General features: G+C 66.6%; 17 protein-coding genes. 7 read left to right on the forward strand and 10 right to left on the reverse strand.

What is annotated here, in order from left to right; translation table 11 throughout:
• Positions 1–50 precede the first annotated feature (50 nt).
• Positions 51–1,919, forward strand: coding sequence for a potassium transporter Kup (locus ACO2Q9_RS16105; RefSeq protein WP_423312818.1), 1,869 nt, complete (start codon positions 51–53; stop codon positions 1,917–1,919).
• An 18-nt stretch (positions 1,920–1,937) separates the two neighbouring features.
• Here ACO2Q9_RS16105 and ACO2Q9_RS16110 read toward each other — a convergent pair whose 3' ends face one another.
• The 3 genes from ACO2Q9_RS16110 to ACO2Q9_RS16120 are packed head-to-tail and all read right to left on the reverse strand — an operon-like array spanning position 1,938 to position 4,086.
• On the reverse strand, positions 1,938–2,708 hold the full coding sequence (locus ACO2Q9_RS16110; RefSeq protein WP_423312819.1) for a GntR family transcriptional regulator: 771 nt from the start codon (positions 2,706–2,708) through the stop codon (positions 1,938–1,940).
• 23 nt (positions 2,709–2,731) lie between these two features.
• The gene (locus tag ACO2Q9_RS16115) at positions 2,732–3,736 is read right to left on the reverse strand and encodes a polysaccharide deacetylase family protein (protein WP_423312820.1); all 1,005 of its coding nucleotides are present in this window, start codon (positions 3,734–3,736) and stop codon (positions 2,732–2,734) included.
• Positions 3,733–4,086, reverse strand: a complete 354-nt coding sequence (locus tag ACO2Q9_RS16120; RefSeq protein WP_423312889.1) for a nuclear transport factor 2 family protein — start codon at positions 4,084–4,086, stop codon at positions 3,733–3,735. Before ACO2Q9_RS16120 ends, ACO2Q9_RS16115 begins: the two co-directional genes overlap by 4 nt.
• A gap of 316 nt (positions 4,087–4,402) precedes the next feature.
• On the opposite strand from ACO2Q9_RS16120, the gene ACO2Q9_RS16125 reads away from it, so the two are divergent.
• From ACO2Q9_RS16125 to gshB, 5 genes are all read left to right on the forward strand, one after another.
• Complete coding sequence (locus ACO2Q9_RS16125; RefSeq protein ID WP_423312821.1) at positions 4,403–5,599, forward strand: ABC transporter substrate-binding protein; 1,197 nt, start codon at positions 4,403–4,405, stop codon at positions 5,597–5,599.
• Between the two features lie 85 nt (positions 5,600–5,684).
• Positions 5,685–6,563, forward strand: coding sequence for a branched-chain amino acid ABC transporter permease (locus tag ACO2Q9_RS16130; protein ID WP_423312890.1), 879 nt, complete (start codon positions 5,685–5,687; stop codon positions 6,561–6,563).
• Between the two features lie 8 nt (positions 6,564–6,571).
• Positions 6,572–9,076 (forward strand): ATP-binding cassette domain-containing protein, encoded by a 2,505-nt coding sequence (locus ACO2Q9_RS16135; protein ID WP_423312822.1) that lies wholly within the window; start codon positions 6,572–6,574, stop codon positions 9,074–9,076.
• A gap of 60 nt (positions 9,077–9,136) precedes the next feature.
• Positions 9,137–10,309 carry a benzoate/H(+) symporter BenE family transporter gene (locus ACO2Q9_RS16140; RefSeq protein WP_423312823.1) on the forward strand — a complete coding sequence of 391 codons (1,173 nt, stop codon included), beginning with the start codon at positions 9,137–9,139 and terminating at the stop codon, positions 10,307–10,309.
• A gap of 21 nt (positions 10,310–10,330) precedes the next feature.
• Complete coding sequence (gene gshB / locus ACO2Q9_RS16145; protein WP_423312824.1) at positions 10,331–11,278, forward strand: glutathione synthase; 948 nt, start codon at positions 10,331–10,333, stop codon at positions 11,276–11,278.
• Here the strand turns inward: gshB and ACO2Q9_RS16150 are convergent.
• A complete protein-coding gene (locus tag ACO2Q9_RS16150; protein WP_423312825.1) occupies positions 11,275–12,036 on the reverse strand; it encodes a class II glutamine amidotransferase in 762 nt (253 codons plus the stop codon). The genes gshB and ACO2Q9_RS16150 overlap by 4 nt on opposite strands.
• 4 nt (positions 12,037–12,040) lie before the next feature.
• Positions 12,041–13,531 (reverse strand): MFS transporter, encoded by a 1,491-nt coding sequence (locus ACO2Q9_RS16155; protein WP_423312826.1) that lies wholly within the window; start codon positions 13,529–13,531, stop codon positions 12,041–12,043.
• Between the two features lie 53 nt (positions 13,532–13,584).
• Here ACO2Q9_RS16155 and ACO2Q9_RS16160 point away from each other — a divergent pair, with 53 nt between their 5' ends.
• On the forward strand, positions 13,585–14,961 hold the full coding sequence (locus ACO2Q9_RS16160; RefSeq protein WP_423312827.1) for a zinc-binding metallopeptidase family protein: 1,377 nt from the start codon (positions 13,585–13,587) through the stop codon (positions 14,959–14,961).
• Here the strand turns inward: ACO2Q9_RS16160 and ACO2Q9_RS16165 are convergent.
• From ACO2Q9_RS16165 to ACO2Q9_RS16185, 5 genes are all read right to left on the reverse strand, one after another.
• Complete coding sequence (locus tag ACO2Q9_RS16165; protein WP_423312828.1) at positions 14,946–15,200, reverse strand: cysteine-rich CWC family protein; 255 nt, start codon at positions 15,198–15,200, stop codon at positions 14,946–14,948. The two genes, ACO2Q9_RS16160 and ACO2Q9_RS16165, sit on opposite strands and share 16 nt — an antisense overlap.
• 238 nt (positions 15,201–15,438) lie before the next feature.
• Positions 15,439–17,655: a malate synthase G gene (locus ACO2Q9_RS16170; protein WP_423312829.1), complete on the reverse strand. Its 2,217-nt coding sequence runs from the start codon at positions 17,653–17,655 to the stop codon at positions 15,439–15,441.
• 155 nt (positions 17,656–17,810) lie between these two features.
• Positions 17,811–18,926: an iron-containing alcohol dehydrogenase gene (locus ACO2Q9_RS16175; RefSeq protein WP_423312830.1), complete on the reverse strand. Its 1,116-nt coding sequence runs from the start codon at positions 18,924–18,926 to the stop codon at positions 17,811–17,813.
• Positions 18,927–18,930: 4 nt separating this feature from the next.
• Positions 18,931–20,391: an NAD-dependent succinate-semialdehyde dehydrogenase gene (locus ACO2Q9_RS16180; protein WP_423312831.1), complete on the reverse strand. Its 1,461-nt coding sequence runs from the start codon at positions 20,389–20,391 to the stop codon at positions 18,931–18,933.
• A complete protein-coding gene (locus tag ACO2Q9_RS16185; protein ID WP_423312832.1) occupies positions 20,391–21,410 on the reverse strand; it encodes an NADP-dependent oxidoreductase in 1,020 nt (339 codons plus the stop codon). The genes ACO2Q9_RS16180 and ACO2Q9_RS16185 overlap by 1 nt, the downstream gene beginning before the upstream one ends.
• Positions 21,411–21,424 lie beyond the last annotated feature (14 nt).

Below are 21,424 nucleotides of genomic sequence, written 5' to 3' on the forward strand. Positions count from 1 at the left end.
AGCGGTCCCAAAAGCAACAACCCCGCCGGCCCCTGCGGCGGGGACCGTTCGTGTCTGCATCCAAATCGTCTCTTGCGGCGCTCACCCTCGGCGCCATCGGCATTGTCTACGGCGACATCGGCACCAGCGTCCTGTACGCGCTCAAGGTCGTCTTCAACACCGGGCACATCGAGCTCACGCCGGAGAACATCTATGGCGTGCTGTCGATGGTGTTCTGGATCGTCACCGTCGTCGTTTCGCTCAAGTACGTCACGCTGATCCTGCGGGCCGACAACAACGGTGAAGGCGGCCTCATCGCCATGCTCGCGCTGGCTTCGACGGCCGTGCAGGACAAGCCCCAGCTACGGCGCTGGCTGTTGGGGGTCGGCATCTTCGGCACGGCGATCTTCTACGGCGACGGCGTCATCACGCCGGCGATCTCGGTGCTGTCCGCCGTCGAGGGGCTGGAGCTGATCTCGCCCGCGATGCACCGCTATGTCGTGCCGGCGGCGCTGGTCATCATCTTCCTGCTGTTCTTCGTGCAGAAGAACGGCACGTCGGGAATCGGGCGTTTCTTCGGTCCGGTCTGTGCGGTGTGGTTCCTGTCCATCGCCGTGCTCGGTGTGCCGCACATCCTGGCGCATCCCGAGGTGCTGGGCGCATTGAGTCCGCACCATGCGCTGCGCTTCATCGTGCAGCAGCCTGTCACGTGCTTTGTGCTGCTCGGAGCCCTGGTTCTTGCCGTCACCGGCACCGAGGCGCTTTATGCCGACATGGGGCATTTCGGCAAGAAACCGATCCGGCTCGCCTGGTTCGGCCTCGTGATGCCTGCGCTGGTCATCAACTATTTCGGGCAGGGAGCGATGCTGCTCTACAACCCTGCTGCGATATCGAATCCTTTCTATCTGATGGCACCGTCGTGGGCGCTGGTTCCGCTTGTGATCCTGGCGACGGCCGCCACGGTGATCGCGTCACAGGCGCTCCTGTCGGCGGCGTTCTCCATCACCAAGCAGGCGATCCAGCTGGGCTATCTGCCGCGCATGGAAATTCGCCACACCTCGGTGCGCGAAGCCGGACAGATCTACATCCCGGTGGTCAACTGGACGCTTTTCGTGGCCATCGTGTTGGCCGTGGGACTGTTCAAGACGTCGGAGAATCTCGCAACGGCCTACGGGATTGCGGTGACCACGGACATGCTCATCACCACCGTGCTGACGTTCTTCGTCATCCGCTATGCATGGAAGCTTCCCCTGGCGCTGTGCGTCGCCGCGACTGGCGTCTTCTTCCTGATCGATCTGCTTTTCTTCGCATCCAACGCCCTCAAGATCGTTGAGGGCGGATGGTTCCCGGTGGTCATCGGCGCCTCCATGTTCACCATCATGATGACGTGGAAACGCGGGCGGGCGCTGATGGCCGAGAAGGTGCGAGCCGACTCCATCGACCTGCGCAGCTTCCTCGAGTCGGTGTTCGTGAGTCCGCCCACGCGTGTGGACGGTACGGCAGTGTTCCTCACGGCCGAGCCCGGAACCGTACCCAACGCGCTGCTTCACAACCTCAAGCACAACAAGGTGCTGCATGAGGAAAACCTCTTCGTGACGGTGCGTACGCATGAAGTACCGTGGATCGGCATGGAAAAGCGCATCGAGATCGAGCCGCTCGGCCACCACTGCTGGCAGGTCATCGTGCACTACGGGTTCAAGAACGACCCCGACCTGCCGCGCGCGCTCGAGCAAGTGCGCACGCGGGGCTGCGATCTCGAGCCGATGCTCACCAGCTACTTCCTCTCGCGCGACGTGGTGGTGCCCACCATCGGCAGCGGCATGGCGCCCTGGCGGGAGAAACTCTTTGCGCAGATGCACCACAACGCCGGCGCGGCGGCCGAGTTCCTCAGCCTGCCGAGCAACTCCGTGGTGGAGCTGGGCAGCAAGATCGAGATCTGAACAACCGGTAGGTGCCGCTCAGGACAGCCCGAGCATGCGCCCCAGCGTGCGCTGCGGCGTTTCCTGTTGCAGGTAGACGTTGCGCTCGAGCACCAGCAGGTGCTCTTCCATCAGCGCGACGGCCTTGTCCGCATCGCGGCGTTCGATGCAGTCCACCAGCGCTTCGTGCTCGTCGTGTTCGCACGAGGCGTTGCCAGGCGGTTCGTACAGCGCGACGATGAGCGAACAGCGCGACACAAGCTCGGTGAGGTAACGCTCCAGCACCGGGTTGCGCGCGAGCTCCGCCAGGCGGATGTGGAACGACGACGCGAGACGCGCCCACTGCGGTTGCGAGAAGCGGTGCATCGCATCGTGCTCGCGCTTCATGCGCTGGCGCAGGTCGGCGAGGTCTTCGTCGGTGGCGTTCTGCACCGCGAGGCGGATGATGCCGGCTTCCAGCGTGCGGCGCGCTTCGAAGATCTGCCGCGTTTCCTCGGGTGTCGGCGACGCGACGACGGCCCCCTTGTTCGGCCGCAGCTCGACGATGTGGTCGTGCGCGAGCCGCTGCAGCACCTTGCGCACCGTGGCACGGCTCACGTCAAACAGATCGCACAGCGCGGCTTCGGGCAGCTTGGTGCCGGGCGCGAGGCGCTGGTTCATCACGCTGTCGAACACCGACTTGTAGATGCGCTCCTCGACGTCGAGCTCGCTGTTCTGTGCCTCCGCAGACGGATCGACCGACGCAATTGCCGCAGCCGGTTCGGGCGCGGCGGGAGCAACGGATGGCAGGGGCGTCTTGGTGCGGGGCATGGACGGTGGAGAAGCGTCGCCGATTATGCGCCGCCCGCCGCAACCGGAGACGAAACGGCAGGGTTTCCGAACGCCTGCGCGAATTCTTCCGGCCGCGCTTGGGCAACGGACTCGACATGACTGCAGATCGCCCCCGGCGTGGTGAACCACACGCCCTCGCCGCCATCCCGCGCGCGAGCGATGTGTTCCAGCGCGCGCCGCAGGTGCTTCAGCCGGTACGGCTGCCCGATGATGTACGGATGCAGCGCGATGCCCATCACCAGCGGCTGCGGGTTCGTCGCATGATTGGCCTGCGACAGCATCTCGTCGAAGTTGTCGATGATCATGTCGGCGAAGTCGCGCATGTCCATCTGCCGGCCCATGACCATCGGGATGTCGTTGATCTCCTGCGGATACGGGATCGACCACAGCACCTGCCCGCCGCGCGTGCGCATCGGCACGGGCTGGTCGTCATGGCACCAGTTGAGCGTGTAGCGGTAGCCGGTTTCGGCCAGCAGGTCGGGCGTGACGAGGCTTTCCGAAATCCAGGGCGACAGCCATCCGGCCGGTGCGTGGCTGCTTTGCTTCGCGATGATGTCGCGGCACGACGCGAGCAACGCATGCTCTGCAGCTTCGCTCCACGCGCCCTGCCGCTCCGCGTTGCTGTGCCCATGGCCGACGATCTCATGCCCGCGCGCGACGCAGGCCGCCACGAGTTCCGGGCAATGGTCGTAGAGCGCGGTGTTGACCAGCGTCGCCGCCGTCATGTTCAGCGAATCGAACAGGTCCAGGCATCGCCAGGCACCGACGCGGTTGCCGTATTCGCGCCAGCTGTGGTTGAGCACGTCCGGCTGCGGTGAGACCGGCCCGAGATTCGCGCCCAGGCCGTTGCCGAAGGCGAAGTGTTCGATGTTGAAGCCCAGGTACACCGCGAGCCGTGCACCGCCGGGCCACGTGTAGCCGGGCCGCCGTGTGATCGGCGAATAGTCGAAACGGTCGTGCCGGGGCAGCGCCTGTGGCCAGGCCGGGCCTGCGGGCTGCGCGCTCATGGGGTGGCCAGGCCCGCGCGTACCAGCAGCCATTCGGCGCTGTCGTTCCACACGTCCATCTCGGTGATGAGGCCGTGGCTGATCACATAGCGGTCCACATAGCGGTTGCCTTCGAACGGCGTGCCGTCGGGCCACGCACCGTAGAGCGTGCCGAGGCTGTAGACCACGGTTTCTTCCGGCGTGCCACCCGCGACCACTTCCGTGCGTTCGATGCGCTTCTTCACCCACGCATAGCGCTTCGCGTTGAAGGCCGATGTATCGCCGGGCTTGCTCATGGGCCGGTTGCCGGTGAAGCGGATCCTGAATCCCGGCGCTACGAAGTGCGCCACGCCTTCGGGGTCCGGGATCATGATGATTCGCAGGTACTCGTCGATCAGTTCGCCGGGGTCGGTGGGCAGGGCGGCCGGGGCGCGGGCCGCGCCCTCTTTCAATGCATGGCTCAAGGTGTTCTCCTGTGGTCGGCACGGTCGTGGTGCACGAACGCGCATGGCTTTGTCCGAGCAAGACTCGTGCCGATTGTCTACAAAGCATTATTAATAATGTCGACAAAAATAAATGTGTTTTGTAGACATGGCACGGGGTTTGCATTCTCCGGCGGCAGCGTGGCCTGAAGTCCACTTCTGCCACTTTTTTGTGCCCCCCTCTCATTTCTCCCGGAGATTTGCCATGACCTCACTGTCCCGACTCTCGACGCGCCGCCGTTTCATGCTGGCCGCCACTGCCGCAGCCAGCCTGGCCGCCTCCGGCGTGGCGTTCGCCAACGAACCCATCAAGATCGGCCTGGTCACCGCCTTGTCAGGCCAGTCGGCGCTGGCCGGCGAAGCGATCACGCGCGGCCTGACCGTGGCCATCGACGAGATCAACGCCAAGGGCGGCCTGCTGGGCGGCCGCAAGCTGGAACTCGTGCGGCGGGACGACGAAGCCAACCCCGCCAAGGGCGTGGTGGCTGCGCGCGAACTGATCTTCAGGGAGAAGGTGGCCGTGCTGTTCGGCGGCCTCGACACGCCGGTGTCCATGGCCATCGTGCCGGTGATCAACCAGGAGAAGGTGCCGTTCATGGGCCCCTGGGCGGCGGGCACGCCGATCACCAAGAATGGTGCGAACCCCAACTACGCATTCCGTGTGTCGGCCGTGGACGAGATCGTCAACGTCGGCATGCTCGACTACGCGCAGAAGAATTTCAAGTCGTCGAAGTTCGGCATGATCCTGGTGAACAACCCCTGGGGCGAATCGAACGAGAAGGGCCTGCACGCAGCGCTGGCCGCCAAGGGCATGAAGGCCGTGGGAGTGGAGAAGTTCGAGGCCAACGACGTGGACATCGTGCCCCAGCTCACACGCCTCAAGGCCGCCGGGGCCGACACGCTCTTCATGGTGGGCAACGTCGGTCCCTCGGCGCAGGTGGTCAAGTCGCTCGACCGCATGGGCTGGCAGGTTCCCATCGTGTCGCACTGGGGTCCGGCCGGCGGCCGGTTCACCGAACTGGCCGGCCCGAACGGCAAGAACGTGCACTTCGTGCAGACGTACAGCTTCTTCGGCAAGCAGGGCCCGGTGGGTGAGAAGGTCATCGCTGCACTCAAGGCCAAGTACCCGAACGTGAAAGGCCCGGACGACATCACGCCCGCTGTCGGCGTGGCCAATGCCTACGACGGCATGATGCTCGCCGCCATGGCCATCACCGCGGCCGGCTCCACCGATGGTGACGCGGTGCGCCAGGGCTTCTACAAGATCGGCAGGTACGAAGGCCTGATCAAGACCTACGACAAGCCGTTCACGCCGGCGGTGCATGACGCCGTGTCGTCTTCCGACTACGTGTGGGCGCAGTTCATCGACAACCGGATCCTTCCTGTCGGGATGGTGAAATGAACAAGCCCCCACGCTCCGCCGCTGCGCGGGTCGCTGCCCCCCGAGGGGGTGCAGGCTTGCTCGGGGCGGCCCAGCGCGGCGCCTGATCATGCTTCTTTCCGCCTGGATCAGTGGCCTCGGCCTCGGGAGCATGTACGGGCTCATGGCCCTGGGCTTTCATGTCACGTTCGCGGTGTCGGGGACGGTGAACTTCGCGCAGGGCAGCACGATGATGCTGGGCGCGGTGCTCACCTTCGCCTTTGCGCAGACGCTGGGCTGGCCGCTGGTGCCGGCGATCATGCTGGCGCTCGTGCTGTGCGCGCTCTATGGCCTGCTGGTCGAGGTGGCGGCGGTGCGCCCGTTCGCAAGCCGGGGATCGGACGCGTGGCTCATGGCCACCGTTGCCCTCGGCATCGTGGTGGACAACCTCGTGATGTTCACCTTCGGCAAGGAGCCGCGCAGCCTGCCGTCGCCGCTGGCGGTCACGCCGCTGCGCTTCGGTGAACTCGGGCTCGGCGTGTATCCGTTGCAGTTGCTGATTCCGGTGATCGGCCTTTCCCTTGCGGCGGTGCTGCACTTCGTCTCGCGCCGCACGCGCTGGGGCATCGGCCTGCTGGCCGTGGTGCAGAACCGGGATGCGGCGCGGCTCATGGGCATCCCGATCCGTCGCGCCGTTGCGGGTGCGTTCGCGTTGTCGGCGTTGTTCGCAGGTATTGCCGGTGTGCTGATTGCGCCGCTCTTCAACGTGCATGCAGACATGGGCACGTTGTTCGGCCTGAAGGCGTTCGCGGTCGCGATTCTCGGTGGCATCACCAGTGCCTGGGGCGTAATGATCGCGGGCCTGCTGTTCGGCACGGCCGAAGCGCTGATCACCGCGACGCTGGGCTCGGGCTACACGCAGATCCTGACCTTCGGCCTCGTCATCGTCGTGCTCGCGATGCGGCCCAACGGCTTGTTCGGCCGCGCTGCCGTGAAGAAAGTCTGAGCGGCGGCATGAAATCCAAGAGTTTCCTCGGCCTTGCGGTCTTTACGCTGCTGGTCGTCATCGCAGCCTGTGCACTGCTCACGCGCGTCAACGGCTACTACGTCTTCGTCATCGCCAATGTCGCGCTGCTCGCGGCGGTGGGTATCGGGCTCAATGTGCTCATCGGGCTGTCGGGCCAGGTGTCGTTCGGCCACGTCGGCTTCTATGCCATCGGTGCTTACGTTGTCGCCATCCTCACCAGCAAGGCGGGCTTCAGTTTCTGGGCGGCGTGGCCGCTGGCTGCGCTCGCGGCAGGTGTGATGGGCGGGTTGCTCGCGCTGCCCGCATTGCGTGTGAAGGGGCCGTACCTTGCGATGGTGACCATCGCCTTCGGTTTCATCGTCGAACATGTGATCGTCGAAGCACGCGATCTCACGGGCGGGCAGAACGGCATCATGGGCATCGCCGGGCCTGCGCTCGGTTCGCTTGCATCGGGTGAACGTGCTGCGGCGATGATCGCCGTGGCGCTTGCGGGTGTGCTGCTGCTCGGCTACGCGCTGCTTTCGCGTGGCACCTGGGGCGCGGGCCTGCGGGCCGTGCGTGACAGCGAAACGGCATCGGAATCTATCGGGCTCAACCCGCTTGTCGTGAAGACGGCAGCGTTTGCCATCTCCGCCGTCTGCGCAGGCGCGGCGGGTGCCTTGTTTGCGCCGTTGTCGGGCTTCGTCACGCCGCACACCTTCGGCTTCGGCCAGTCCATCCTCTTCGTGCTGGTTGTGATGATCGGTGGCGCAGGCTCGATGGCCGGGCCCGTCATCGGTGCTGTCATCGTGGGCCTGTTGCCCGAGGCGCTGGCGCGACTGGAGGAATACCGCCTGCTCTTCTTCGGCGCGCTGCTGCTCGTGGTGCTGTGGGCCGCGCCGGATGGCGTGGCCGGGCTCTGGCGGCGCATGGTGCAGAAGTTCCAGCCCGCAAGGCCCGCGTTGCCTGCCGCAGTGGCCGGGCGTGACGTCGTGCAACTCGAAGTGCCGGCGGCATTGCGCGGTCTGCCTCTCGCCGCGCAGTCGCTGGACATGCAGTTCGGCGGCGTACGGGCGGTCCAGTCCCTGAGCTTCGAAGCGAAGCCGGGTGAGGTCACCAGCCTCATCGGGCCCAATGGCGCGGGCAAGACGACCGCGCTCAACATGCTGAGCGGCTTCTACAAGCCCACCGCAGGCGGTTTCTCGCTGGGCGCGTCGTCGCTGCAGGGCCTGACGGCCAGCCGCATCGCGCGTGCCGGCGTTGCGCGCACGTACCAGACCTCGCAGCTTTTCGGCAGTCTGTCGGTGGAGGACAACGTGGCCCTCGCGGCCGGACGCGGCAAGCTCGGTGCGCTGCTGGGCGCAGCGCGCTTCCGCGACGCGCAAGTGCGCGAACGCGCGCGGCAACTGCTGGCGTTCTGTGGCTACAACGGCAACCCGGCCACGCTCGCGGCCGATCTGCCGCACGTGGACCGCCGTCTCGTCGAGATCGCGCGTGCGCTCGCCACATCGCCTGCGATGCTCCTGCTCGACGAACCGGCCGCCGGCCTGTCACGCGAAGACAAGGACCAGCTCGCCGCGCTGTTGAAGCGCATCGCCATGCAGGGCATGGGCGTGCTGCTGGTCGAGCACGACATGACGCTCGTGATGGGGATCTCCGATCACGTCGTGGTGCTCGATGCCGGGCAGCGGCTTGCTGTCGGGACGGCTGTCGAGGTGCAGGCGAACCCGGCGGTACGGCAGGCCTATCTGGGTGAATCGCTGGAACTGCAGTCGTCGGGCGCGCCGCGCGCTTCGACCGGCGGCGCACCCGAAATGCTCGGTGTCGGGAAACTCGTCGCGGGTTATGGCGCCGATCCCGTGCTGCATGGCATCTCATTGCAAGTAAGGCGCGGCGAGATGGTGGCGCTGCTCGGTGCCAACGGCGCGGGCAAGTCCACGCTGATGCGTGCCCTCGCCGGATTGCATCGCCCGGTGAAAGGTGGCATCCACCTTGAAGGAACGGAGTTGACCGCGCTGCCGGCCGAACGCATCGTCGCGCACGGTCTCGCGCTCGTGCCCGAAGGCAGGCAGGTCTTCCCCGAGATGAGCGTGCGCGACAACCTGCGCCTCGGCGCATTCCTTGATGGCACCGGCATCGATGCGCGCATGGAATCGTTGCTGCAACGCTTTCCGCGCCTGCGTGAACGGCTGCACCAGCGCGCAGGCCTGCTCTCGGGCGGCGAACAGCAGATGCTGGCGATCGCACGCGGTCTCATGTCGCAGCCACGCGTGCTGTTGCTCGACGAACCCTCGCTCGGTCTGGCGCCGAAGATCATTGCGGAACTGTTCGCTGCGCTCGACACGCTGCGGCAGGACCAGATGACCGTGCTTCTGGTGGACCAGATGGCGGGCCTCGCGCTCGCGCTGGCCGACCGCGCCTACGTCATCGAAGGCGGGCGCATCGTGCAGCAGGGCACGGCGGAAGAAATCGCGGCGGACGGTTCGCTGGCCAAGGCTTACCTGGGCGGCTGACATCGGCGGTTGAACCGGGCGGCCGGGTGCGCGTAAGGTGCCGGGGGCACAATGCGGCCCATGCGATTTTTCAAGGACGTGAGCCTGTCGGCCTTCACCGCGGGCTTCGTCGCCGTGCTCGTGGGATTCACCAGTTCGGTGGCGATCGTGTTCCAGGCCGCGCAGGCGTTCGGGGCCACGCCGGAGATCATCAGTTCGTGGATGTGGGCGCTCGGCCTGGGCATGGGCCTGTGCTCGGCGCTGCCGTCGCTGTGGCTGCGCAAGCCTGTGATGATCGCCTGGAGCACGCCGGGTGCGGCGGTGCTGGCCGTTGCGGGCGCGGGCCACGGCATGGGTGAGGCGGTGGCCGCGTTCATGATCAGCGCCGCAGCCATCACGCTCTTCGGCGTGACGGGCTGGTTCGAGCGCGTGATGAACCGCATCCCGATGGCCATCGCCTCTGCGCTGCTCGCGGGCGTGCTCGCGCGTTTCGGGCTGCAGGCGTTCACCGCCGCGCAAACCGCGCTGCCGCTCGTCGTGGTGATGCTCATGACTTACCTGATCGGGCGTCGCCTGTTGCCGCGTTACGCGGTGCCGCTCACGCTGCTGGCAGCCATCGTCTTCGTGGCCGCGCGCGGTGAATTCGACACATCGGCCATCCGCTTCGAACTGGCGATGCCCATCTTCACCATGCCGGACTTCACCTGGCAGTCGGCCATCAGCCTGGCGTTGCCGCTGTTCGTGGTGACCATGGCCTCGCAGAACCTGCCGGGTGTGGCGGCGATCCGCGCGTCGGGTTATGACATGCCGGTGTCGAAGCTCATCACCATCTCCGGTGTCGCCACGCTGGTGCTCGCGCCGTTCGGCGCGTTCGCACTCAACCTGAGCGCCATCACGGCGGCCATCTGCATGGGCCGCGAGGCGCATGAAGACCCGGACAAGCGCTACACTGCCGCCGTCTGTTGCGGCGCGCTGTATGTGCTCATCGGCATCTTCGGCGCGGCGGTGACGGGATTGCTCACCGCGTTCCCGAAGGAACTGGTCGCTGCGATCGCGGGCCTGGCATTGCTGGGCACCATCGGCACAGGCCTGGCGCAGGCGGTGGCCGACGAGGCACACCGCGAGGCCGCTGTCATCACTTTCCTCGTCACGCTCAGCGGCGTGGCAATAGCCGGGATCGGCTCGGCGTTTTGGGGCGTGGTGGCCGGCGCGATCGCGCTGTTTGTGCAACAGTACGGCAGACGCAACGCCTGATACGGCAGAAAAGCACAAGCAATGAACGTTCTCTTCGTGGCCGACCCCCTCGAGGCCTTCAAGATCTACAAGGACACCACCTTCTCGATGATGCGCGAGCTCGCGCGGCGCGGTCACAAGCTGGCCGCCTGTGAGCCGAGCGACATCTCGTGGAAGTCGGGCGGTGTGGTGACGGCCACGGTGCGTGAAGTCACGCTGACCGGCGACAAGGACAGATGGTTCACCGAAGACGCCACGCCGCGACGCGCGCTGAAGGACTTCGACGCCGTGGTCATGCGCAAGGACCCGCCGTTCGACAGCGAATACTTCTACGCGACCCACCTGCTGGAGCAGGCCGAGCGCGAGGGCGCGAAGGTGTTCAACAAGCCGCGCACGCTGCGTGACCATCCCGAGAAGCTCGCGATCATGGAGTTCCCGCAGTTCGTGAGCCCGACCCTCGTGACGCGCGACGGGGCGCAGGTGCGGCAGTTCCATGCCGAGCACGGCGACATCATCCTCAAGCCGCTCGACGGCATGGGCGGCATGGGCATCTTCCGCGTGAAGGGCGACGCGCTGAACCTCGGCTCGATCATCGAGACGCTGAACAAGGACGGTGCAGAAACGATCATGGTGCAGCGCTTCGTGCCCGAGATCACGCAGGGCGACAAGCGCATCCTGGTGATCGGCGGCAAGCCCGTGCCCTACAGCCTGGCGCGCATTCCGCAAGGCACGGAAGTGCGTGGCAACCTGGCGGCTGGCGGCAAGGGCGTCGCGCAGCCGCTGACAGATGACGACCGCCGGATCGCCGAAGCCATCGGCCCGGTACTGGCGGCGCGTGGCCTGCTGCTCGTGGGGCTGGACGTGATCGGCAGCTGTCTCACGGAGATCAACGTGACGAGCCCGACCTGCTTCCAGGAGATCACCGACCAGTCGGGCTTCGACGTGCCGGCGATGTTCGTCGATGCGCTGGAGGCGGCGCTGGCCGCCTAAACCACTGCGCCGTCCACGAAGACCTTGAGTTCGCCCGGCGCGAACGCCGTCCACACCTCGTTCGTCGTGAGCGGTGCCGTCACCACCACGGCCACCCGGTCGTTCACCGTTGTGTGGCTGGAGAAGTCCACGCTCAGGTCTTCATCCGACAACTGCGCCTTCGTGAAGGGGTGCCGACGCTCGATGTAGAACAGGTTCGTCGACGCATGAGCCCACAGCGCGTGCCCGTTCGACAGCAGGAAGTTGAAGGTGCCGTGCTTCGCGATCTGTGCCGACAGCTCCCGCAGCGTGATCGTCAGCTCTTCCACCGTCGGCACGCCCGCATGCGACTTCGCCAGCTCCTGCATGATCCAGCAGAACGCACGCTCGCTGTCGGTATTGCCGACCGGCCTGAAGTTCGCGTGCAGGCGCGGCCAGAATTCCTTCAAGTCGCCGTTGTGCGCGAACACCCAGTAGCGGCCCCACAGCTCGCGCACGAAAGGGTGGCAGTTCTCCAGTGCCACCGCGCCCTGCGTTGCCTTGCGGATGTGCGCGATGACATGGCGGCTCTTGATGGGATAGCGGCGGATCAGCTCGGCCACCGGAGAATCCACTGCGCGTTGATGATCCACGAAGTGACGCAGGCCAGCGCCCTCGAAGAAGGCGATGCCCCAGCCGTCCGCGTGGTCGCCGGTGTTGCCGCCGCGCTGCGCGAAACCCGTGAAGCTGAAGGTCACGTCGGTCGGCGTGTTGCAGTTCATCCCGAGCAATTGGCACATGGCGTCAGTGTCCTTCTGCCGGCGCAGCTTTCGCCGGTTCACGCAGTTGCCACGCTGCGACCATGGCCATGACGCACAGGCCCGCAAGCAGCAGGAACGATTCGTTGAATGCAGCCAGTCTTGCCGGACTGCTCGTTGCATTCGCCAGCGAATCGCCATGTGCCGACAGCCGCCATTCCAGGAAGATGCCGCACAGGCTCACGCCCGTCGCGCCACCCAGCATGCGCATGAAGTTGATGACGCTGGAGCCCTGGGGAATCAGGGATTTGTCCAGTCCGCGCATGGAACCGAGATTGAGCGAGGGCAGGATGAAGCCCAGGCCGATGCGGCCCAGCACGGCCCAGGTCACCAGCAGCCAGAGCGAAGCGCCCAGGCCCACCGTGAGCATCAGCGCGAACGATGCCGCGAGGATGGCCAGCCCGATGCTCACCAGCAGCCAGGTGGGCTTCCGGTCGGCGAGCCGGCCGACGATCGCCAGGGTGACGGCAAGCACCAGCCCGGCGGGCATCAGGATCGTGCCGACCAGCGAGGCCGACATCTGCAAGCCCAACTGCATGTACACCGGCAGCAGGTACGTGGAGCCGAACAGTGCGGTGCCGTAGATCGCAGAGACGATGGTGCCCATGGCGAACTGGCGGTGGCTGAACAGCGCCAGGTTCATCAGCGGTCCACCGTGGCGGGCGCCCAGGCGCCTCTGCCAGAGGATGAAGCCCGCGATGGCGAACGCCGCACCGGCGAGCAGTGCCAGTGCCTCCTGCAGCGTGCCGCCGTGCAAGGCCACCAGGCCGTTGAGCAGGCACAGCGTGCCCGCCGTGGCCAGCAGCAGGCCCCGCCAGTCGAGCCCGATGCCGTCACTGCCCGCCACGGTGCCGCCCGGTGCGGTCACCGGGACGAACTTGCGCGCGAGCCACAGCGACGCGATGCAGAACGGCACCACCATGAAGAAGATCGAGCGCCAGCCGAACAGGTCCACCAGTACGCCGCCGATGCTGGGCCCGATGGCCGGGGCGAGCACCACGCCCATGCTGAAGATGCCGGTGGCACGGCCCTGCTCGTGCGGCTCGAACGCCCGCAGGATGATGATCGCGGGAATCGGCTGCACCACGCCGGCGGCCAGGCCTTCGGCCACACGGGCGATCAGCACCAGCGAGAAATTGTTGGCGAAGCCGCCGAGGATGCCCCCCGCCATCAGCAGCAGCATGGTGCCGACGTAGGTGCGGCGGTAGCCGTAGCGCGAAAGCAGCCAGGGCGTGGTGAGCATCGACACCGTCATCGCCACCATGAAGCCCGAGCTCACCCACTGCGCACGCTCCTGCCCGAGCAGGAAGTGATGGCTCATGTCCGGAATGGCCACGTTCACGATGGTCGAGGACATGATCGACGCCATGGTGCCCACCATCACCGAGAGCAACAGCAGCCAGCGGTAGCGCGGGCCGTAGCGCTCACGCAGGGAACCGATGGAGGGCGAAGGGGAAGACTGCGGCGCGGAACTCATTCGTAGGTATTGTCCTGCACCTCGGGCGGCCGGGCTCTGGCAGACTCGTGTACATGAGTGAAACGCTTGACCAGCAGAACCAGACGCCGGTGGAGGAGGGCGCAGGCGCGCAAGCTGCGCCGGCGCAGCCGTTGTCCGGAGAATCCCCGCCCATGGGGCAGGTTCCTTCCACAGCGACGCCACTCGAGATTCCCTCGCCGGAGATCTCGCCCCAGGAAATCCCGGCCGAGGTGCTGTTGTCCGCAGAAGTGCCCAGCGCCGCCCGGCCGCAGGCCAGCCGCGCCTACCGCTGCCAATGCGGGCGCCCTGTCTTCTTCCGCAACAGCCAGTGCCTGGCTTGCCAGACACCGCTCGGCTTCGATCCGCCCCATGCACGCCTGCTGCCGCTCCAACCCGGCCCGACCGAAGGCACGTGGTTGCCGTGGGACGAGCCTGACGGCGCACCGCTGCAGCGGTGCGCGAATTTCCACACGGCGTCCGGTTGCAACTGGATGGTGCCGGTGCGGCAGGACGGAAGCACGCCCTCGCTGTGCCAGGCCTGCCTGCTCACGCGCACCATTCCCGACCAGAGCGTGCCGATCAACCAGCAGCTCTGGACCAAGGTCGAGATGTCCAAGCGACGGCTCGTCTCGCAGCTCATCCTGCTGGGCCTGCCGGTGGTGCCGCTCACGGAAGACCCGCGCGGTCTCGCGTTCGACCTTCTCGGTGCCGCACCCGGCGGGCCGCGTGTGATGACGGGCCACGCCAATGGCGTCATCACGGTCAACATCGAGGAGGCCGACGACGCCGTGCGTGAGAAGGTGCGCGCCGCAATGCGCGAGCCCTACCGCACGCTGCTCGGGCACTTCCGCCACGAGATCGGCCACTACTACTGGGACCGGCTGGTGCGCGATGGTCCGTGGCTGGAAGATTTCCGCACGCTCTTCGGCGACGAGCGGCAGGACTACGCGGGGGCGCTGCGGCTCAATTACGAACAGGGGCCACCCGCCGACTGGCAGCAGCGCTTCGTCAGCAGTTACGCGAGCACGCATCCGTGGGAAGACTGGGCCGAGACCTGGGCGCACTACCTGCACATGGCCGACACGGTGGACACGGCCGTGAGCTTCGGCGTGAACTCCGACAACGTCGATCTGGAGCACGAGCCATTCGGCGTCGCCGACCTGTGGCAACCCGATGCGCCCGATGCGACGCAGTTCCTCGAATTCATCAACGGCTGGGTGCGGTTGACGGCCGTGTTCAACGAACTTTCGCGCAGCATGGGCCAGCCGGACTTCTACCCGTTCGCCATGCCACGTGCGACGGTGGGCAAGCTGCAGTTCATACACCGCGTGGTGACGGGTGCGGCAGCCGTGGAAGTCGTGACGGAGCAGGCGTCCGGCGAGGCACAGCCGGACGTAGCACAGGCGCCGGCGCTTCAGCCCTTGGCCTGAGCGTCTTGAGCATCCTGTGCACCCTGCGCCGCGCAGCGGTTGCAGATGCAGGACAGATTGCGCGTTTCGGCCGGCACGCGCGCGAGCAGATCCGCGCTGAAGTCCACGCGCGTGCACCAGCAGGGCGGTTGCTGCTCGCCGGTGGCCTTCTCGATTTCCATCGCGCATTCGTTCGGCTCGCCGCAGATCGGGCACAGCACGGGCGAGGGGAGCGTGGCGGGAGTTCGGGCTTCGCTCATGCCGCCAAGTTTATGCCGCGCGCGACGCCTCAGCCATCGGGGGCCAGCGGACCGCGTGGTCCCGGCGCATGTCGCCCGGCCCAGTCGATGACGGCCTTCGCCTCGGCTTCGATCGCCGGAAGGCGCGTGGCGCGATCGCTTGCGCGCACGCTGGCCATTGCCTCCCACGTGCCCTGGTCCCCACCGTCGTCGCTGGCGTCGAAGACCAGGTACAGGAGCGGGTGGTGTGGACCCTGGCTCAGGCGGCTTCCTTCACCTTCAGGCGCCAGGCGTGCAGCAAGGGCTCGGTATAGCCGCTCGGTTGCGCCATGCCTTCGAACACCAGTTCGCATGCGGCCTGGTATGCGGCCGACGATGCAAAGTTGCCGGCCATCGGCTTGTAGAGCGGGTCACCTGCGTTCTGCTCGTCCACCACGGCGGCCATGCGCTCGAAGGTCTTCGCGACCTGCTGCTTCGTGACCACGCCCTGTGCGATCCAGTTGGCGATGTGCTGGCTGCTGATGCGCAGCGTCGCGCGGTCTTCCATCAGGCCGACATTGTGGATGTCGGGCACCTTGGAGCAGCCCACGCCCTGGTCGATCCAGCGCACCACGTAGCCCAGGATGCCCTGCGCGTTGTTGTCCAGTTCCTGCTGCTTCTCGGCAGGCGTCCACTTCGCGTCGGTCACCACGGGAATCTGCAGCAGGTCGGCGAGCAGCGCTTCGCGTTGCGAATCGGCGTCGGTCTTCTCCAGCTCCTTCTGCACCGCGAACACATCGACCTGGTGGTAGTGCATCGAGTGCAGCGTGGCGGCCGTCGGGCTCGGCACCCAGGCGGTGTTGGCGCCGGCCAGGGGGTGGCCGATCTTCTGCTGCAGCATCGCAGCCATCAGGTCCGGCATGGCCCACATGCCCTTGCCGATCTGCGCCTTGCCGCGCAGGCCGCACGACAGGCCGACCAGCACGTTGTTCTTCTCGTAAGCCTGGATCCACGCGCTCGACTTCATGTCGCCCTTGCGCATCATCGGACCGGCCAGCATCGCGGTGTGCATCTCGTCGCCGGTGCGGTCGAGGAAGCCGGTGTTGATGAAGGCCACGCGCGACGCCGCAGCGGCAATGCAGGCCTTCAGGTTCACGCTGGTACGGCGCTCTTCATCCATGATGCCCAGCTTCACCGTGCTGGCGGGCAGGCCCAGCAGCTTTTCGACACGCGTGAACAGTTCGGCTGCGAAGCCGACTTCCGCCGGGCCATGCATCTTGGGCTTGACGATGTAAACGGAGCCCTTGCGGCTGTTGCGGATCGTCTTGCCCTTGGGCGGCTTCAGGTCGTGCAGCGCAATCGTCGTGGTGACGATCGCATCCATGATGCCTTCGGGAATCTCGCGCTTCGTGCCGCTCGCGTCCGTGTAGAGCACGGCCGGGTTGGTCATCAGGTGGCCCACGTTGCGCACGAACATGAGCGAGCGGCCGTGCAGCACGACCTCGCCCTTGCCCGACGGCGCGGTGTACACGCGGTCCGCGTTGAGGCCACGCGTGAGTTGCTTGCCGCCCTTCTCGAAGGTCTCCGTCAGCGTGCCCTTGAGGATGCCGAGCCAGTTGCGGTAACCGAGCACCTTGTCGTCGGCGTCCACGGCGGCCACGGAATCCTCGAGGTCGAGGATGGTGGACAGCGCGGACTCGACCACGAGGTCGCTCACACCCGCAGCGTCGCTTGCGCCGATGGGCGTGGCGCTGTCGATGCGGATGTCCAGATGCAGGCCGTTGTGCACCAGCAGCACGCTCGAAGGTTTGGTGGCGTCGCCCTGGTAGCCGATGAACTGTTTCGCGTTCTTCAGCGCGACGGTCTTGCCGCCCTTGAGCGTGACCGCGAGCTGGCCGCCGACCACGGCGTAGCCGGTCGAGTCGATGTGCGAGCCGCTCTTGAGCGGTGCGGTGCGGTCGAGCACGTAGCGCGCGTATTCGATGACCTTCGCGCCACGCACCGGGTTGTAGCCCTTGCCCTTTTCCGCGCCGCCGGTTTCGGCGATCGCGTCGGTGCCGTACAGCGCGTCGTACAGGCTGCCCCAGCGCGCGTTGGCGGCGTTGAGCGCATAGCGTGCGTTGAGGATCGGCACCACCAGTTGCGGGCCGGCCTGCGTGGCGAGTTCGGCGTCCACGTTCTTCGTGGTCGCGCGGACCTTGCCCGGGTCTTTCACGAGATAGCCGGTCTTCTCGAGGAAGGCCCGGTACTTCTTCAGCTTCGGCCCCTTGCCGATCGGGCCGGGGTTGGCCTTGTGCCAGGCGTCCAGCTCGGTCTGCAGGCGGTCGCGTTCGGCCAGCAGCGCGATGTTCTTCGGCGCGAGGTCGCGCACGATGGCGTCGAACCCTTTCCAGAAGACGCCGTTGTCCACGCCCGTGCCGGGCAGGACTTCGTCCTCGATGAAGCGGTACAGGTTGGTGGCCACCTGGAGGCTGTGGATCGGCGTGCGTGCGGTCATGGTGCGGCTCGGCTCGAAAAGTGAAGGACTGGGAAGCGATGCAGGTTTCGCACCTGCGGCCAGCCCCTACTTTATTCCGAACTTCTGTGCCGATTCTGCAGGCCAGTCGTCAATGATTGATGACTTTTTTAAGCGTAATGACCGACCATGGGGCATCAATACGCTGACCGCAGGATCGCCAGGTAGTCGCCCTGGCCCAGCTTGCGCGGATTGGTCTTGTGCGCATTGTCATCCAGCGCCTGCGCCGCGACCTCGGCCAGGCACTCTTCCTTCACGCCGATGTCGCGCAGCCGCGCCGGGATGCCGATGGCCGCGTTGAGGTGCGCAATGCCCTGCGCGAAGTCGGCGTCCTCGGGCCAGCCGGCCTGGCGCAGCATCGTGGCCCATTTGTCGCCCAGCGCCTCGCGGTTGGCGCGCAGCACCGGCGGCAGCAGGATGGCATTGAGCGTGCCGTGGTGGAAGCCCTTCGCGCCGAGCGGGTGCGACAGCGCGTGCACAGCGCCCATGCCCTTCTGGAAGCTGATTGCGCCCTCCAGCGAGCCCATCATCATGTTCCAGCGTGCCTGCGAATCCTTTCCGTTGGTGACGGCACGTTCGAGGTATTTGAAGATGCGTTGCATGCCGTCGAGCGAGATGGCGTCAGCCGGCGGGTTCACGGTCGGCGAGCAGTACGTCTCGATGCAATGGGCCAGTGCGTCCATGCCGGTCGATGCGGTGATCGATGCGGGCAGGCCGTGCGTGAGTTCCGGGTCGCAGATCGCCGCGGTCACGAGGTCGGGGCAGCGCACGCCGGCCTTGATGCCGTTGTCGAACACGATGACCGCCGAGCGTCCGACTTCGCTGCCCGTGCCCGCCGTGGTGGGCAGCAGGATCAGCGGTGGTGCGCGGTCGATGGCAGCAGGCCTGGCGTGCCGGTTGCAGTAGTTCCACAGCGGCGGCTCGTGCGTGGCGAGCACGGCGATGGCCTTGGCCAGGTCGAGCGCGGCGCCACCGCCGATGCCCACCACGCCGTCGCAGCCGCTCTGCTTGTAGAGCGCGGCACCGGCTGCGGCTGCGGCTTCTGTCGGGTTGACCGGCGTGTCGTCGAACACCGGCATCGCATCGGCGCCCGGCACATGTTCCGTGGCCTGCGCGAAAACACCCGCGCGGATCACGCCCTTGTCGGTGACGAACAGCGGCTTGCCGACTCTCGACTGCGCGAGCAGCGTGGGCAACTGGTCGCGCTTGCCGTCGCCGAAATGGACCGTGGTGAGGAACTGCAGCACGCTCATGGCTTCACGGCTCCAGGTCGGCACCGGCGGCACGCTGCGTCACGGACTTGGTAACGAGGTAGGCGTCGAGCCCTTCCACGCCGCCTTCCGAACCGTAGCCGCTTTCCTTCACGCCGCCGAACGGCGACGAGGGCGTGGACACGGTGAAATGGTTGATACAGACCATGCCGGCTTCGAGCTGTTCGCTCATGGCGCTCGCACGCGTCAGCGACTTCGTCATCGCATAGGCGGCGAGTCCGAAGGGCAGGCGGTTGGCCTGGCGTACGGCTTCCTTCAAGTCGGTGAAAGGGGCGATGGGCACGAGCGGGCCGAACGGCTCCTCGTTCATGATGCGTGCGTCGTCGGGCACGTCGGCCAGCACGGTGGGCGGGTAGAACCAGCCCGCGCCGTCGCGGCGCTCACCGCCGCACAGCAGGCGCGCACCGCGGGACAGCGCGTCGGCACACAGCGATTCCATGGCGGACACGCGGCGCGGGTTGGCCAGCGGCCCCATCTGCACGCCCTCGGTGAGGCCGTCACCCACGACCAGTTGGCCAGCCGCTTCGGCGAATGCCTTCGCAAAATCTTCGTAGATACCCTGCTGCACGAAAAAGCGCGTGGGGCTGGTGCACACCTGGCCCGCGTTGCGGAATTTGGAGACGACCGCCTGTTTCGCGGCAGCCACAGGGTCGACGTCATCGAACACGATCACCGGCGCATGACCGCCGAGCTCCATGGTCGAACGCTTCACGCCCTGCGCGGCCAGACCCAGCAGCACCTTGCCGACAGGCGTCGATCCGGTGAAGGTGACCTTGCGGATCACGTCGGACGTGATGAGATGCTCCGACACCTGACGAGGGTCTCCGAACACGAGGTTGATCACGTGCCTGGGCAGTCCCGCATCGATGAAACACTGCACGATGGCCTGTGCGGTGAGCGGCGTTTCTTCCGAGGGCTTGAGGATGATCGAGCAGCCCGCCGCAAGCGCACCCGCGATCTTGCGCGTGGGCGTGAGCGCGGGGAAGTTCCACGGGCAGAACGCGGCCACCGGGCCGATGGGTTCGCGCCGCACGACTTGCGACACGCCCGCATTGCGCGGCACCAGAAGGCGGCCGTAGGCGCGTGTCGCTTCTTCGGCCATCCAGTCCGTGTTGTCGGCGGAGGTGGTGACTTCGCCCACAGCCTCGGCCAGGGGCTTGCCCTGTTCGAGCGTCATGAGGCGCGCGATGTCGGCCTTGCGTTCGCGCACCAGGCCCATGGCGCGGCGCATGACGGCTGCGCGGTCGTAGGCGTTGGTGTTTCTCCAGAGGTCGAAGCCCTGCGCGGCCGAGGCCAGCGCGGCGTCGAGTCCGGCGGCATCGATCAGGTCCACATGGCCGATGGCTTCGCCGGTTGCGGGATTGAGCACGGGCACGGTGCGCACGCCTTTCGAGGCGTACCAATCGCCGCCCACGTGGGAGCGGGCGTGGAGTTGCGTCGTCTGCATCACGCTCTCCGCAGCCGCACGAGTTGCTTGCCGACGTTGGCGCCAGCCAGCATGTCGATGAAGGCCTGCGGCGCATTCTCCAGCCCCTCGGCGATGGTCTCGCGGTACTTCAGATGACCGCCTGCGTACGCAGCAATCAGCTCGCGCGTGGCTTCGGGCCAGAGATCGCGGTGGTCGGACAGCACGAAGCCGCGCATGGTGACGCGGCGGTTGAAGATCTCGCGCAGGTTCTTCACGCGGTAGGGCTCGGTCTCGTTGTACTGCGACACCAGGCCGCACAGCGGAATGCGCGCGAAGTTGTTGAGCAGCGGCAGCACGGCGTCGAGGATCGGGCCGCCCACGTTGTCGAAGTACACGTCCACGCCATCCGGCACGGCGCGCGCGAGCGCGTCGGCGAAGTCGGGCGACTTGTAGTCCACGCAATCGTCGAAGCCGTAGGCGTCCTTCACCAGCGCGCATTTGGAAGCGCCACCGGCAATGCCAACTGCGCGGCAGCCCTTGAGCTTGGCGATCTGCCCTACCACGCTGCCCACCGCGCCTGACGCAGCGGACACCAGCACCGTCTCACCGGCCTTCGGCTTGCCGAAGGCCATGAGCCCGACCCATGCGGTGATGCCGGTGGAGCCGAGCGCGCCGAGGTACGCCGTCTGCGGGGCGAGCGACACGTCGATCTTCTGCAGCTCGCCCGGACCGGCCACGCTGTAGTCCTGCCAGCCCAGACGGCCCACCACCCAGTCGCCTTCGGCAAACCCGTCGGCATGGCTCTCCAGCACCTGGCCCACCGTGCGGCCGACCAGCACGTCACCGATCGCCATCACTGGCGCATAGGAGTCTTTCTCCTCCATGCGCATGCGGATGTACGGGTCCACGGACAGCACGTCGTTGCGCACCAGCACCTTGCCGGGGCCGGGCCGTGCGACGGGTACATCGATGAGCCTGAAGCAGTCGACGGTGGGCACGCCCTGCGGGCGCTTCGCGTAGATGATCTGTCGCTGGGAGTCTGGGAGGTTCGGGGTCATGAGGGGTGATGCGT

Origin of the sequence: Variovorax sp. VNK109 (genome assembly GCF_049445855.1) — a bacterium.
Classification (GTDB): domain Bacteria; phylum Pseudomonadota; class Gammaproteobacteria; order Burkholderiales; family Burkholderiaceae_C; genus JAGOCV01.

What these genes read in the sequence shown, in the direction of transcription:
- ACO2Q9_RS16110 (WP_423312819.1), bottom strand. Translation starts at nt 2,708, where the DNA reads ATGCCCCGCACCAAGACGCCCCTGCCATCCGTTGCTCCCGCCGCGCCC.
- ACO2Q9_RS16115 (WP_423312820.1), bottom strand. Translation starts at nt 3,736, where the DNA reads ATGAGCGCGCAGCCCGCAGGCCCGGCCTGGCCACAGGCGCTGCCCCGG.
- ACO2Q9_RS16120 (WP_423312889.1), bottom strand. Translation starts at nt 4,086, where the DNA reads ATGATCCCGGACCCCGAAGGCGTGGCGCACTTCGTAGCGCCGGGATTC.
- ACO2Q9_RS16125 (WP_423312821.1), top strand. Translation starts at nt 4,403, where the DNA reads ATGACCTCACTGTCCCGACTCTCGACGCGCCGCCGTTTCATGCTGGCC.
- ACO2Q9_RS16135 (WP_423312822.1), top strand. Translation starts at nt 6,572, where the DNA reads ATGAAATCCAAGAGTTTCCTCGGCCTTGCGGTCTTTACGCTGCTGGTC.
- ACO2Q9_RS16140 (WP_423312823.1), top strand. Translation starts at nt 9,137, where the DNA reads ATGCGATTTTTCAAGGACGTGAGCCTGTCGGCCTTCACCGCGGGCTTC.
- gshB (WP_423312824.1), top strand. Translation starts at nt 10,331, where the DNA reads ATGAACGTTCTCTTCGTGGCCGACCCCCTCGAGGCCTTCAAGATCTAC.
- ACO2Q9_RS16150 (WP_423312825.1), bottom strand. Translation starts at nt 12,036, where the DNA reads ATGTGCCAATTGCTCGGGATGAACTGCAACACGCCGACCGACGTGACC.
- ACO2Q9_RS16155 (WP_423312826.1), bottom strand. Translation starts at nt 13,531, where the DNA reads ATGAGTTCCGCGCCGCAGTCTTCCCCTTCGCCCTCCATCGGTTCCCTG.
- ACO2Q9_RS16160 (WP_423312827.1), top strand. Translation starts at nt 13,585, where the DNA reads ATGAGTGAAACGCTTGACCAGCAGAACCAGACGCCGGTGGAGGAGGGC.
- ACO2Q9_RS16165 (WP_423312828.1), bottom strand. Translation starts at nt 15,200, where the DNA reads ATGAGCGAAGCCCGAACTCCCGCCACGCTCCCCTCGCCCGTGCTGTGC.
- ACO2Q9_RS16170 (WP_423312829.1), bottom strand. Translation starts at nt 17,655, where the DNA reads ATGACCGCACGCACGCCGATCCACAGCCTCCAGGTGGCCACCAACCTG.
- ACO2Q9_RS16175 (WP_423312830.1), bottom strand. Translation starts at nt 18,926, where the DNA reads ATGAGCGTGCTGCAGTTCCTCACCACGGTCCATTTCGGCGACGGCAAG.
- ACO2Q9_RS16180 (WP_423312831.1), bottom strand. Translation starts at nt 20,391, where the DNA reads ATGCAGACGACGCAACTCCACGCCCGCTCCCACGTGGGCGGCGATTGG.
- ACO2Q9_RS16185 (WP_423312832.1), bottom strand. Translation starts at nt 21,410, where the DNA reads ATGACCCCGAACCTCCCAGACTCCCAGCGACAGATCATCTACGCGAAG.